The 12,848-nt window shown below is 56.4% G+C and carries 10 protein-coding genes and 1 pseudogene; 5 read left to right on the top strand and 6 right to left on the bottom strand.

Annotated features, from left to right (window positions below; all coding sequences use genetic code 11):
* Positions 1 to 12 precede the first annotated feature (12 nt).
* Positions 13 to 777 (bottom strand): sulfate transporter CysZ, encoded by a 765-nt coding sequence (gene cysZ, locus ACL2XQ_RS18785; RefSeq protein WP_410014116.1) that lies wholly within the window; start codon positions 775 to 777, stop codon positions 13 to 15.
* Between the two features lie 228 nt (positions 778 to 1,005).
* Between cysZ and zipA the strand changes: the two genes are divergently transcribed.
* The 3 genes from zipA (at position 1,006) to ACL2XQ_RS18770 (ending at position 4,369) form a co-directional block, all read left to right on the top strand.
* Positions 1,006 to 2,028, top strand: coding sequence for a cell division protein ZipA (zipA, locus tag ACL2XQ_RS18780; RefSeq protein WP_413739549.1), 1,023 nt, complete (start codon positions 1,006 to 1,008; stop codon positions 2,026 to 2,028).
* Between the two features lie 68 nt (positions 2,029 to 2,096).
* Positions 2,097 to 4,121 (top strand): NAD-dependent DNA ligase LigA, encoded by a 2,025-nt coding sequence (gene ligA / locus ACL2XQ_RS18775; RefSeq protein ID WP_413739548.1) that lies wholly within the window; start codon positions 2,097 to 2,099, stop codon positions 4,119 to 4,121.
* 29 nt (positions 4,122 to 4,150) lie between these two features.
* Positions 4,151 to 4,369 (top strand): DUF3820 family protein, encoded by a 219-nt coding sequence (locus ACL2XQ_RS18770; RefSeq protein WP_331120350.1) that lies wholly within the window; start codon positions 4,151 to 4,153, stop codon positions 4,367 to 4,369.
* A gap of 580 nt (positions 4,370 to 4,949) precedes the next feature.
* Here ACL2XQ_RS18770 and ACL2XQ_RS18765 read toward each other — a convergent pair.
* Complete coding sequence (locus ACL2XQ_RS18765; RefSeq protein ID WP_413723379.1) at positions 4,950 to 6,272, bottom strand: transglutaminase-like domain-containing protein; 1,323 nt, start codon at positions 6,270 to 6,272, stop codon at positions 4,950 to 4,952.
* A 520-nt stretch (positions 6,273 to 6,792) separates the two neighbouring features.
* On the opposite strand from ACL2XQ_RS18765, the pseudogene ACL2XQ_RS18760 reads away from it, so the two are divergent.
* Positions 6,793 to 7,331: pseudogene (locus tag ACL2XQ_RS18760) on the top strand (IS630 family transposase); the annotation flags it as partial.
* A gap of 148 nt (positions 7,332 to 7,479) precedes the next feature.
* Here ACL2XQ_RS18760 and ACL2XQ_RS18755 read toward each other — a convergent pair.
* From ACL2XQ_RS18755 to ACL2XQ_RS18740, 4 genes are all read right to left on the bottom strand, one after another.
* Positions 7,480 to 8,412, bottom strand: coding sequence for a putative B6 ABC transporter permease subunit 1 (locus ACL2XQ_RS18755; RefSeq protein ID WP_413723378.1), 933 nt, complete (start codon positions 8,410 to 8,412; stop codon positions 7,480 to 7,482).
* A 10-nt stretch (positions 8,413 to 8,422) separates the two neighbouring features.
* Positions 8,423 to 9,511 (bottom strand): putative B6 ABC transporter permease subunit 2, encoded by a 1,089-nt coding sequence (locus ACL2XQ_RS18750; RefSeq protein ID WP_413739547.1) that lies wholly within the window; start codon positions 9,509 to 9,511, stop codon positions 8,423 to 8,425.
* On the bottom strand, positions 9,508 to 11,070 hold the full coding sequence (locus tag ACL2XQ_RS18745; protein WP_413723376.1) for a putative B6 ABC transporter ATP-binding protein: 1,563 nt from the start codon (positions 11,068 to 11,070) through the stop codon (positions 9,508 to 9,510). Before ACL2XQ_RS18745 ends, ACL2XQ_RS18750 begins: the two co-directional genes overlap by 4 nt.
* Positions 11,071 to 11,132: 62 nt before the next feature.
* Positions 11,133 to 12,164: a putative B6 ABC transporter substrate-binding protein gene (locus ACL2XQ_RS18740; protein ID WP_410014123.1), complete on the bottom strand. Its 1,032-nt coding sequence runs from the start codon at positions 12,162 to 12,164 to the stop codon at positions 11,133 to 11,135.
* A gap of 96 nt (positions 12,165 to 12,260) precedes the next feature.
* Here ACL2XQ_RS18740 and ACL2XQ_RS18735 point away from each other — a divergent pair, with 96 nt between their 5' ends.
* Positions 12,261 to 12,704, top strand: coding sequence for a hypothetical protein (locus ACL2XQ_RS18735; RefSeq protein WP_410014124.1), 444 nt, complete (start codon positions 12,261 to 12,263; stop codon positions 12,702 to 12,704).
* Positions 12,705 to 12,848: the final 144 nt, after the last annotated feature.

Genomic DNA, 12,848 nt, shown 5'->3' with positions numbered 1-12,848 from the left:
GGGGGCGGGCCATTACCTCATAGGCACCGGCGCCGCGAAATCGGTACGATACCTGTCGACCCACATCGCCGTGGCGCCGCATACCGCCACCGGCATAATCACCAGATTAAGCAAGGGGATTACGGTACAGATATAGACCAGGGCACCGAACTGCAGGTTCTGGGCTTTGTGTCGCGCCAATGCGCGGCGCATGGCGATAAAAGGCACTTTGTGATTATCGAAGGGATAATCGCTGTATTGGATGGCCATCATCCAGGCGCCGAACAAAAACCACAGCACCGGCGCCACGGTCTGACCGAAGGCCGGTATCAGGTGCAACAGCAGCAGCGCCAGCGCCCGCGGCAAGTAGTACGCCAGTTTAAGCCATTCGCGGTGCAGGATGCGCGGCGTATCCCGGACCATGGCCATGACCCCGCTGTCGGGCAGGGTATGACCGGTGAGACGCGCTTCCAGCTGTTCGGCGAGCAAACCGCAGAACGGCGCGGCAATCCAGTTGGCGACGGTGCTGAAAAAATAGCTGAATATCAGCAGCACCGCCAGGACGCACAGCGGCCATAACAAATAGCCCAGCCATTGCATCCAGGCGGGGATATGTTCCATCAGCCTGGGGATCCAGATATTCAGACGTGTGTACAGCCACCAGAACGCGCCGCCGAGCAGCACGATATTCATGATAAGCGGCAGTACAACGTAGCGTTTGATGCCCGGCAGCATGATTAAATGCCAGCCGCGGACAAAATAATGGCAACCGCTGCGGGATTTTGTATCGTTAAACATTTTTTTCGACCATTTTTTATACGGAGAAAAAGGAAAACGGACGCATCGGCTACGCCAGTATTTTGTCGTTTTAGCACTTTTGGTTGAAAAAACAGCAAAAAACTGTGCTGATGCTATCTTTATTGTCAGAAAGTACCGCGCGGACTTGCACTTGTCTACGCAGGCAAATAGAGTTAACAGAGTAAATGTTTGCCGCCGTGGCAATGAATTAGAACAACTGAGATGGCAATGATGCAGGATTTGCGTCTGATATTAATCGTTGTTGGTGCGATCGCTATCATAGCGTTGCTCTTGCACGGCCTGTGGACCAGCCGTAAAGAACGCTCATCGGTTTTCCGCGATCGCCCGGTTAAACGACTGAAACAAGACCGACAGGATCAGGACGAGCCTCCGCTGGAAGAGCGTGATGAAGGTGTGGGCGAAGTCAGGGTAACCAAGGTCCGTGCCGACGACGAGCCCGCGTTTGGGCGCTATGACACGCAGGAACCCGAGATTCGCGTCCCGGGAGGACATGCGCGTGGACCGCGTTCGCAGCAGGAACCGGGTTTCGGCAATAAGTCCGCAACCCATGCGCGCAATAACTTCGATCCCCTGCTCGATGATGTCGACGCCGACAGCGAGGCGGAAGAAGCGGAAGACGAGCTCGCGCCGCCCGCTCCGGCGCCGCGGATGAAGACCTCATTTTTCAAAAAACGCCAGCAGGCCGTGTTGCCGGACGAGCCGCCTCCGGCTCCCGCGCCGTCCCGTCCCCGTGAGGAAACGCGCGGCGACGCGCCAAGGGACGCCGACCCTCAGCCGGCCCAGCCGGCCCAGCCGGCCAAGCGCCGGGAGACCGTGCTGGTCCTGCACGTCGCGGCCCACAACGGCACCGTCATCGGTGGCGAGGAACTGCTGCAAAGCGTGCTGCAGGCCGGCTTCCAGTTTGGCGAAATGAATATCTTCCATCGTCACCTGAATCCCGCGGGCAGCGGCCCGGTGCTGTTCAGCCTGGCGAACATGGTCAAACCCGGATCCTTTGATCCCGAGGAAATGGCGGCCTTCACCACCCCGGGCGTCTCTATGTTCATGATGGTACCCTCCTATGGCGACGCGCATCAGAATTTCAAACTGATGCTGCAATCGGCGCAGCGTATCGCGGACGATTGCGGCGGCGTGGTGCTGGATGATGAACGCCGGATGTTAACGCCCCAGAAGCTGGATATCTACAAGGCGCGCATTCGCGACGTGCTTGATGTTAACGCCAGCGCCTGACGCCAACGGCTGTTGCGCCTGATTTTCACGCCCCCCGCTTGCGGGGGGTTTTTCGCTGATGGTGAGCAATGGAACCAATCAATCAACAAATAGACGCCCTGCGCGCCCTGCTGCGCCGTTATGAATATTTTTATCATGTGATGGATGAGCCGCAGGTGCCGGATGCCGAATACGATCGGCTGATGGCGCAGCTGCGCGAGCTGGAAGCGCAGCATCCTGAACTGCTTACCGCGGATTCCCCCACCCAGCGCGTCGGCGGCGCGCCGCTGACCGTCTTTCACCAGATTCGCCATGAAGTGCCGATGCTGTCGCTGGATAACGTGTTTGACGAAGACGGTTTTCTGGCGTTTGACAAGCGGGTGCGCGATCGCCTGAGAAGCGACGACGACCTGGTATTCTGCTGCGAGCTGAAGCTCGACGGCCTGGCGGTCAGCCTGCTGTATGAAGACGGCCGGCTGGTACGCGCCGCCACCCGCGGCGACGGCACCACCGGCGAAGACATCACCGCCAACGTGCGCACCATCCGCACCATCCCCCTGCGGCTCCAGGACGGCGACGGACCCCTTCCCCAACGGCTGGAAATCCGCGGCGAAGTGTTTATGTCCGAGGCCGGTTTCCAGCGGCTGAACGACGACGCCAAACGCGAGGGCGGCAAAGTGTTCGCCAATCCGCGCAACGCCGCCGCCGGCTCGCTGCGTCAATTGGATCCGGCCATCACCGCCAAACGGCCGCTGACCTTTTTCGCTTACGGCGTCGGCCTGCTGGAAGGCGGCGAGCTGCCCGCCAGCCATTGGCAACGCTTGCAGCTGTTTAAATCCTGGGGCGTGCCGGTCAGCAACCGTATTAGGTTGTGTACCGGCGCCGAACAGGTGCTGGAATTCTATCGCCATGTCCAGGAACAGCGCGCCAGCCTGGGCTTTGATATCGACGGCGTGGTGATCAAGGTCGATTCCCTGGCGCTGCAGCAGCGGCTGGGTTTTGTCGCCCGCGCGCCGCGCTGGGCCATCGCCTATAAATTTCCGGCGCAGGAGCAGATGACGCGGGTGCGGGACGTCGAGTTCCAGGTGGGCCGTACCGGGGCGGTAACGCCGGTGGCCCGTCTGGAGCCGGTGCTGGTGTCGGGCGCCATGGTCAGCAACGCCACCTTGCACAATGCCGATGAAATCGAGCGACTGGGGTTGAAAATCGGCGATACGGTGATTATCCGCCGCGCCGGCGACGTGATCCCCCAGGTGGTGGGCGTGGTGCTGGAGCGACGCCCCGGCGATGCCCGGCCGATCGCCTTTCCCACCCATTGCCCGGTGTGCGGCTCCGACGTCGAGCGGGTGGAAGGCGAAGCCGTGGTGCGCTGTACCGCCGGCCTGGTCTGCGGCGCCCAGCGCAAAGAGGCGCTGAAGCATTTTGTGTCGCGCCGGGCGCTGGATGTGGACGGCATGGGCGATAAAATCATCGATCAGCTGGTCGAGCGCGAGCTGGTCAAGACGCCCGCCGATCTGTTCCGCCTGAATAAGGACATCCTGGCCCGTCTTGATCGCATGGGGCCGAAGTCGGCGCAAAATCTGCTGACGGCCCTGGAGACCGCCAAACAAACCACGTTTGCCCGTTTTCTGTATGCCCTGGGCATTCGCGAAGTGGGGGAGGCCACCGCCGCCAACCTGGCGGCGGAATTCAAAACCCTGGATGCGCTGTACGCCGCCGATATTGACGCGCTGGTGAGCGTGCAGGATATTGGTAAAGTGGTGGCCGCCCATGTGCGCAACTTTTTTGACGAGCAGCACAACCTGGATGTTATCGCCGAGCTGGTCAGCCCCGCCATCGGCATCCACTGGCCGGAGCCGGTGGCGGCGCCCGCCGAAGACAATAACCCGTTCGCCGGCAAGACCATCGTGCTGACCGGCTCGTTAACCGGGCTTTCCCGCGACGAGGCCAAGGACCGCCTGGTGGCCCTTGGCGCCAAGGTCAGCGGCAGCGTGTCGGCCAAGACCAATCTGGTGATTGCGGGCGAGGCGGCCGGTTCCAAGCTGACCAAGGCGCAGCAGCTCAATATTCCGGTAATAGATGAGGCGGAAATGATGCGCCTGCTGGGCGAGTGACACCGATCCCGGCCCAAGAGGAGTCAATCATGGAGAAAGAAGATCTGGTGGCCATCGCCAATACCGAAATGCCGTTCGGCAAATATCAGGGGCGGGCGCTTATCGATCTGCCCGAGCCTTATCTGCTGTGGTTTGCCCGTAAAGGTGAATTCCCCCAGGGCCGGCTGGGGGAACTGATGTCGATTACGCTCGCCATTAAAATCGAGGGGCTTGAGGGGCTTATCAAGCCGCTTAAGCAAAAAAAATGAACTAATATCGTCGAGAATACAAAATATGCCTTAAGTTAGAGTAATTATTTGGGGACTATATTTATAACATTTGTGTATTGTTGACACCTGAGCTGCGCCAAGGCTATTTTTAAGGTGTATTTTCGCACTAAAGCTCAGCATAGCTGATTCTGATACATTTCAATCAAAGTATTTTTAGTGAAATTTACTGATTCCAAAGGCGATTGAGGCGCCGCGGCAATAAACGGTCTGGTTCCGGTCTTTTTATATCATCCAGCAGTTCTCATTTACGCCGACCTCGCGCCGACATACTCCACCGGTTATGAAAACGGGAAGCCCATTTTCCGAAGGGAGGCACGGTCAAGCAAAAGTGTCGTGGTATGAGGATCACCTATTTAGGTGAATGAACCAGGTAGAATACCCGGCTCATGTTGAAAACAGCGGCAGTGTCAAATTTTGGGGTTCAGTACATCTTAGGCACTTCTTACCGTCGAGCGGCTTCAAAATTCCTCATTATTGCTAATGGATGTAGGGTTACGTAAAACTACGCATTAAGCTTTATAATCAATGCGTTGAATAATGCTTTACAATTAAGAAATTTTTAACCCGCTGCTTTTTTATCAAACCCTTTATTTTTCAATTTATCTTCTAGATAATTTATGAAGGCGGAGCCAACAACTTGACGCCCCAGGTTTAATTTCATTTTGCGTACTAACTTGAATTTAGAAATATCTTCTGGTGTCATCAATAGGTCAACAGGCGTTATACTATTTTGACTCATGTGAATAGTTCCAGCTTCCCCGTTTAAAATAAATTTACCACTTTTGTTCCAGGCGGCAATTTTATTCTTCAGAGCTGATATAAAATTTATTTCTTTACATATTATATTAGCCCAAGGATCGAGTATGTAATATTCATTGTTTATTTTAACACCACATGCTACGTGATTAGAATATTTATTTTTTTCAAAACTAATAAACTCTGGACATAAATGATAACTTTCACAAAAGGCATAAGTTATTCTTGCCATTTCGCCGCAATTCCCAACTTGATGGTCGACTGAAAATTTGATATATTCTTCAAGAAATCCAGTATTAGGATATTCACGGCATAATCCTAAGAGTCTTATCGTTTCGATGTGTTCATCCCAGCGAACTTTTATATCATCGTTGGTCTTTATCTTATTACTCGACTTGAAACGGCTACCCTTGAAAAAATACCGAGTTTTTTTTAATATGCCGTTAAGGAGTTTTAATTTATCATCAGACGTCACTACATTTGCTAAAGCTGCTGTCTTATCAACTTCAATTTTCTCTAAGACAACGACCAATTTCTCCGCGAATCCAGTTCTTATAATCCCAGCCGCAATAATCTTAATTAAGTCATGTGAGTAATCGTAAAACCCATAAACCTTACCTTCAGCATTAACTGAGAGATTCACAACTGCACCATTTTTGAATGCAAAACGAATCTTATCATACTTAACATCGAAAAAGGCGCGGCAGTGGTTAAATTCAACACATTCACCTTCCGTAGTTAATGTCTCAGCATAGCGAGAATTAATTACATCGATTAAAGACTCAGATAAATTGTCAAGGCTAATGAATTTCTTGTTCATTATAAATGATATGTAATCATTAGTTCTATTATTTTTAGGAGACACTACATGGTTTGATTGATTATATTTAAAGGGAGTTGTAAGAGTGTTTAATAATACTTTATTCGTAAATAATTCGCAAAATTTTAGATTTCCCACTGCTTTTTCGTCAAAAATCAGCTTTGTATTAACAGCAAAATTTCCCGCTTTTTTTAAACCTTGTAGGGGATTTGGCAAGAAGGAAGCGTCATCGTAAAACCTACGACATCCATATGAGGGCTTAGTGTTTATTGAGCTCGGTGAGTTGAATGTTAACGTAGTTTGCATGGGTTCTCCTGTGATCGTCTTAAAATTTTTTACACAACTTAATATTATTTACCTTAGGCCAGATAAATTAGAGGGTGCTCCAATTTTTCAGCACCATAAGTTAATATTAGCCAATGCAACAAGCATTAACTAGTAATGAATTATTTTCCCGCGTTGATTGAATAATAATTGCACACATCTTCTCCTTATCACATCTGTTGAACATTATGTGTTGGATTATGACGAAATACATTTTAATGATCCTTTAATGCCCTTCTGCCTACTACCTCACCTTTCTCTTTCACCCTATAAACAGGTTCATATTAATGATGCATGTTTCAAATTTCTTTAAGGTACGATTAGTGCAATCATTCAATTAGGCGTGTTCTCCAGAAATTAATAGCAAGCTTATGTGATATTGAGTGTTTGTCACATTAATTTTCACCAATGAACATATCCACCGATGACTTGTCCGAGAATGATGGAGGTGATATTAGAAAATATTTAATTCAAAATATACATAGCCATAATATTTATCCTGTCGTCGCTGACGCGTTGGATTAATTGGTTCACGCTTTATGGCCCGGAAGGTCTAAAACCATAGCCCCGGGACATGGGCGACGCTGGCCGTTTGAGTATATCTGCGCACTATTGAGTTAGCTTGTTAAACACTCGCCGGGAGATTTTGGCTATCAGCGCTCACGCTGGAGCACAAAGTTATTGGCAATCAAAATCAATGAGATAACAGGTTGTCGTTTACATGCTTCAACGGTGAGACATTGGCTTCCCGCTGCCGGGCTGGTGTGGCGAAGGGCAGCGCCAACGCTGAGCATTCGTGACCCACATAAAGAAGATAAAGTGGCCGCTGTTGCTGAAGAGCTTGCCCCGTGCAGTCATGAAAATCCAGTGTTTTACGAGGACGAGGTGGGGATCCATCTTAACCCAAAAATCGGTGCCGACTGGCAGCTACGCGGTCAGCAAAAACGCATTGTCACGCCCGGACAGAACGAAAAATATTATCTGGCCGGTGCATTGCACAGCGGGACGGGCAAAGTCAGTTACGCCGGCGGGAGCAATAAATGAAAACAGTAAGCCCATTTCCCGCAGGGAAGCACGGCCAAGCAAAAATGTAGCGGTATTAGGATCATCTATTTAGTGCTCTAACAATTTATCGATAGTCCCATTTAGTTGTACGGCTTTCATATCTTTATAAGTAGATTTAACGCCCTTAGCGTTCACCCCGGATATAGGCCGTTCCCAGGGCGTCGGGCAAGCTGGCGCGCCGGCCGAATGCGACCAGCACCACCATCACCGCCATAAACGGCAGCATCTGGATCACATCGGTGGGCATATCCACCCCCAGCACTTGCAGGGCGGTGGTCAACGACAGGCAGGCGCCGAACAGCAATGCTCCCCCCAGTACCCACAGCGGCCTGCCGCGCGCCAGCATCGCCAGTACGATGCCGATAAATCCGTTGCCCTGGGTCATGAAGGGCACAAAAATACCGGCGCCGACCTGCGACATAAAGGCGCCGCCAAGCCCCGCCAGCGCGCCCGTCACCAGTACCGCCAGCGTGCGTGTCCACAAAACGCTTACCCCGGCGGCGTCGAGGGCGGCGGGCTTGTCGCCGGCGGCCTGCAGATACAGGCCGAGGTTGGTATGGCGATAGACCACGGCAAACAGCGCCACGCAGCCCACCGCCAGATAGACAATCAGCGGCTGGTTGAACAGGATGCGCCCGATAAAGGGTATGCCGGACAGCAGCGGCAGCGCCACGCTGTCGATACCGCCCAGGCGGGGGTAGGTGCGGCTGAATTGCAGGTAGTGCAACAGCGCGGTGGCGCCTTGGGCGCCGAGCGTCAGCGCGATACCGATGACGATCTGATTAAGGCGCAGCCACACGCACAGCACGGCCATCAGCAGGGCGATGAGTATGCCGCCGGCAGCGCCGCCCAATAGCCCCATGCCCATGGACTGGGTCTGCCAGGCGGTATAAAAACCCAGGTAGGCGCCGGTGAGCATCATGCCCTCCAGTCCGATATTCAAGACCCCGGCCTTTTCCGATAACTGTTCGCCCAGGCCGGTCAACAACAACGGTACTCCGGCGATAATCGCCCCCAGCAGCAGGGACGAGAGAAAACCTTGCGTCAGTAAATCCATATGATTTGCCTCATTGCCCGCCGGCACGGCCGCGTCGCCGCTGCGCGACCATTTCCGTCAGGCCGAACACGATAAGCAGCACGGCTACCGTGACCAGGGTAAAATGGTTGGGAACGCCCATCCGCCGGGCCGCGCTTTCGCTGCCGATGGACAGCACCGAAAAAATAAAGACAAAGGCGATGGTGGCGAACCCGTTGAAGCGGGCCAGAAACACCAGCGGCACCACCAGCAGGCTATAGGCCGGGTTCCAGTCGGCGCGCACGTTGCCTTCGATGCCGATAACCTCCACCGCGCCGGCCAGGCCCGCCAGCGCGGCGGACAGGGCGAGTACCGCGATGGTCAGCGCCCCGACCGGCAGGCCGGCATGGAGCGCCGCGCGCGGATTGGCGCCGACGGTGCGCAACCGCAGCCCGAAGGCGGTGCGGTTCATGAGCCAATGCACCGCGATCACGGCAAACAGGCCAATCAGCAACCCGCTTGAGGTATGGGTGCCGAACAGCGGCGGCAGCCGCTGCGCATAAGGAAGGGTACGGGTTTCCGGCACGGTGGTGGCGGGATCGGCGAACACCAGCTTGACCAGTACATTGGCCAGCGAAATGCCTAAAAAGGACATCATCATCGTGGTAATGATTTCGTTAATATGCTGCCAGGCCTTTAAGATGGCCGGCAGAATCGCCCATGCGCCGCCCATCAACGTACCGGCCACCATTGCCGCCAGTAGCGTCAGCCACGACGGCGCCCCGAGCTGATTCAGCGGGGCCGCCACCGCCGAGGCGATAACCGCGCCCAGTAAAAACTGGCCGTCGCCGCCCAGGTTCCACAGACCGGCGCGAAACGCCACCATCAAACTGGCGGCAATAAGCAACAGCGGCCCCATGCGGGTCAGCGTCGCCTGCAGGCCCGAGGGCGTCATCAGCCCCTTTTGCAGAATAAAACCGTAATAATCCAGGGGATTGACCCCCATGATCCGCAACAGGGCGCCGGTGATCACCAGGGCGATAACCACCGGCGCCACGGACAGCCCGGCGCGTGCCAGGGCGGATTTAAGCCGGGCCGGCGACAGCCGTCGCCCCCAGGCAGGACCGGAGCGACCGCTCATGTCATGGCTCCGCTCATCAGCTCGCCGATGCGGCCCCGGGCCGCCGGATTATTCTCCACCATGCCGATTATTCCGCCCTGCGCCATCACTGCGATCCGGTCCGCCAGTTCCAGCAGTTCCTCCAAATCCGTTGATATCAGCAATACCGCCATGCCCGCACCGGCCGCGCGGCGTATCCTCCCGCGGATCGATTGCGTGTTTTGCAGGTCGAGCCCATGGGTCGGCTTGGCGAAGATGACCACCCGGGCCTGGCCGCTAAGTTCGCGCGCCAGCAGCGTCTTTTGGATATTGCCGCCGGACAGCTTGCCAACCGGCGTATCGACCGCCGGGGTACGGATATCGTATTCCAGGATTTGCCTGAGCGCGTGCCGTGCAATAGCCGCCGGCTGCACGATGCCCCGCCGCCAGAAGGGCGTGTCGCCTATCTGCTTGAGCAGCAGGTTAATCGAGACCGGAAAGGTGGCGACGGTACCTTCGCCCAGCCTGTCGTCGGTGACGTAGCGCAGACCGCGCCGGCGCCGCTGGCCGATGTTTTCATGGTCTATCCGCTCGCCGTCCAGGCAGATTTGCCCGCCGGCCACCGGGCGCTGGCCGGCCAGCGCCTCGGCCAGCTGTTTTTGCCCGTTGCCGTCGATGCCGGCGATGCCGACGATTTCACCGGCGCGAACCATCAGATCGATGCCGGCGACCGGCACCAGCGGATCCTCTACCGCCAACCCCTGCGCCTCAAGCACCGGCTTACCGGCTGTTTTCGGCGCCGGCGCCGCGGCTGCCGCGGGCGTCGCGGCGGCCTGGCCGGGAATGCCGAACATCATTTCGACCACTTCCTGGGTCGTCTGCGGGGCGGTAAGGGATTTGAGCCGTTCAGGCCCTATTTCGCCGGCTTTACGGCCGCGGCGCAGCACCGAGATGCGATCGCCCCAGGCCAGCGCCTCGTTAAGCTTATGGGTGATGAAGACCACCGCCAGGCCCTGCGCCACCAGCCGGCGCATCAACCGCCCCAGTTCGTGCGCGTTGTCGGGCGTCAGCATGGCGGTGGCTTCGTCAAGGATCAGCACACGGCTGCCGCGCAACAGGGTACGAACGATTTCCGCCTGCTGCAGCTCACCGAGTGAGAGCGATCCCGCCAGGGCGAACGGGTTGACCCTGACGCCGATATCCCGGGCGATGGCATTAACCCGATCCGCATAATGGCGGCGCGCGGGACGCCGCCACCAGGGATCGCCGAGGGCGATATTATCCACCACGCTTAATGCCGGCACCATCATGGCATGCTGGAACACGGTGCCGATGCCCAGCGCGCGGGCGCGACGGGGGGAGGACAGCGATTCGACCCGGCCCCCCACCGCGATATGCCCCTCGTCAGGTTGCTGCAGCCCGGAAAGCATGGCGACCAGGGTGGATTTCCCGGCGCCGTTTTCCCCCAGCAGCACATGAACCTCGCCGGGCCACAGCGCCAGGTCAACCTGGTCATTGGCGATAATGCCGGGATACCGCTTGGTGACCTGGCAGACGGTCACGACCGGGCAGGCCGATGAAGGCAGATTCTGGCTCATCATGATCTCGATAACGTTAAGCGGAGCGCGACGGGCGCGCCCCGGCCGGGGCGTTTGCCGCCGGACTATTTACCGCCGGCGGCCAGCAGGTCGTGCAGCGATTTAGCGTCGTAATCCGCCGGCACGGTGATTTTACCGCTGATGATGTCGTCGCGCACCGCGTTGACGCTCTGCCAGATATCGTCCGGGATATGGGCGGTTTTCAGCAGACTGATCGAGCCGTCCGCCAGCGAAGTCTTGTAGTTGTGGGAGCCGAATTTATCCTGCTTGAGATCCTCGATCATGGCGGTGTAGACCGGCGTCAGGTTCCACAGGACGGAACTGAGCAGGTTGCCTTTATCAATGGGGGATTTGTCGCCGATGACGTCGATAAAATAGACTTTGCCGCCGTCCGGCGCCGGGGTGGTTTCCACCGCCTGCAGCATGCCGAAGCTTGAGCCGTTGCCCTGGCCGAAGATAATATCCGCGCCGGCGGCGATAACGGAGGCCGCCACGCGTTTACCGCCCGCGGCATCGCTGTACGCCGCCGGGCCGATCACCGCGTAACGGATTTTAATATCGCTCCTGGCCGCCCTGGCGCCGCGGATAAAAGCCGAGGACTGCGCATTCCAGGCCGGCGGTTCGCCGGAAACCACGATGCCGATGGTGCCGCTGCGCGTCATTTTCGCCGCCAGCGCGCCGGCCAGATAGGCCCCCTCCTGGCCGCTTACCGTATAATCGGCCACTTTGCCGGCTTTTAACGACGACGGGCTGTCGGTGATGGCCACCGGCACATTGGCCTGCGCGCCGATTTCCGGCCCTGACTGGTTATAACCGCTGGCGTGGGCGATGATAAGCTGCGCCCCGTCCTCCGTCAGGTCGCGCAGCGTGGGGCGGATATCGCCGTAGCCGAGGTTCTCCGCCACCATGACTTTGACGCCTTCTTTGGTACCGGCCGCCCTGGCGGCGCTGATGCCCTGTTGGTTCCAGCCGAAATCAGTGCCGGGTTCGGGGGTGACTATGGCGATAGTTTTAATATCAGCGGCATAGGCCGCTGAACAGAGCACCGACAGCACCGACATCGCAGCCGCGTATTTTAACCAACCTTTACCCATCATCTTCTGTCCTCGATACATTTTATTGTTGACAATACGGCTAATAAAATCTTTTCTGATGCATTCCTAACGGATAGGACCTGTTTACTGGAGCACTTTATGACACTAAAGGGGCTAGTATTGCCCTGTTTGTTTTTTTTCACCACCGCAATCTGCGCCGGGGAATCAACAAATTATCAACGCGGTACGCGGGGATTAACCCCTTTTCTGGTGGTGGTGAACAACACCGGCCATCGTCCGCTGGACTGCGAAGCGACCACCGCCCACTGGTATTCGGTCGCGTTGGGCGCCGTTGCCCCCGGCGCGACGCTATCCACCGGACTGTGGAAGAATATCGCCAGCGGCGAGGTGATTATCCTCAATGACCATCAGGATCGGTTGCCCGTTCAACGCTTCTGGTGCGGCGAGCAGGGGCGATCCTGGCAAACCCGCTACGAGGTGGCCTTGTCGACGCACCGGGGCGAAAGCCCGCGCTCCCTTACGCTCGACTGCGCCGGCGGCGCGGACCCCATCCAGTGCCGCGTCGCGCCGAGCGGTCTGTAGCCCAGAGGGTTTCTTAAACCCTTCTTATCCCGGCAAGACATAACGTTTGAATCTTGCTTTAGCCCGTGCTTAGCTTAACCGGCCGGGTACGGTGGATAGCGGCAGGCCATAAAGACCGGGCCGGGATAGGTAAAAATAGCGCCC

Source organism: Sodalis sp. RH14, assembly GCF_047324285.1.
Classification (GTDB): domain Bacteria; phylum Pseudomonadota; class Gammaproteobacteria; order Enterobacterales; family Enterobacteriaceae; genus Acerihabitans.
The sequence above is the reverse complement of the archived record's forward strand: the minus strand, read 5'-3'. Positions and strand labels throughout refer to the sequence as shown.

Excerpts from the sequence above, each read along its gene's own strand:
- ACL2XQ_RS18745 (WP_413723376.1), bottom strand. The coding sequence starts at position 11,070 with ATGATGAGCCAGAATCTGCCTTCATCGGCCTGCCCGGTCGTGACCGTC.
- ACL2XQ_RS18750 (WP_413739547.1), bottom strand. The coding sequence starts at position 9,511 with ATGAGCGGTCGCTCCGGTCCTGCCTGGGGGCGACGGCTGTCGCCGGCC.
- ACL2XQ_RS18755 (WP_413723378.1), bottom strand. The coding sequence starts at position 8,412 with ATGGATTTACTGACGCAAGGTTTTCTCTCGTCCCTGCTGCTGGGGGCG.
- cysZ (WP_410014116.1), bottom strand. The coding sequence starts at position 777 with ATGTTTAACGATACAAAATCCCGCAGCGGTTGCCATTATTTTGTCCGC.
- zipA (WP_413739549.1), top strand. The coding sequence starts at position 1,006 with ATGATGCAGGATTTGCGTCTGATATTAATCGTTGTTGGTGCGATCGCT.
- ACL2XQ_RS18735 (WP_410014124.1), top strand. The coding sequence starts at position 12,261 with ATGACACTAAAGGGGCTAGTATTGCCCTGTTTGTTTTTTTTCACCACC.
- ligA (WP_413739548.1), top strand. The coding sequence starts at position 2,097 with ATGGAACCAATCAATCAACAAATAGACGCCCTGCGCGCCCTGCTGCGC.
- ACL2XQ_RS18765 (WP_413723379.1), bottom strand. The coding sequence starts at position 6,272 with ATGCAAACTACGTTAACATTCAACTCACCGAGCTCAATAAACACTAAG.
- ACL2XQ_RS18740 (WP_410014123.1), bottom strand. The coding sequence starts at position 12,164 with ATGATGGGTAAAGGTTGGTTAAAATACGCGGCTGCGATGTCGGTGCTG.
- ACL2XQ_RS18770 (WP_331120350.1), top strand. The coding sequence starts at position 4,151 with ATGGAGAAAGAAGATCTGGTGGCCATCGCCAATACCGAAATGCCGTTC.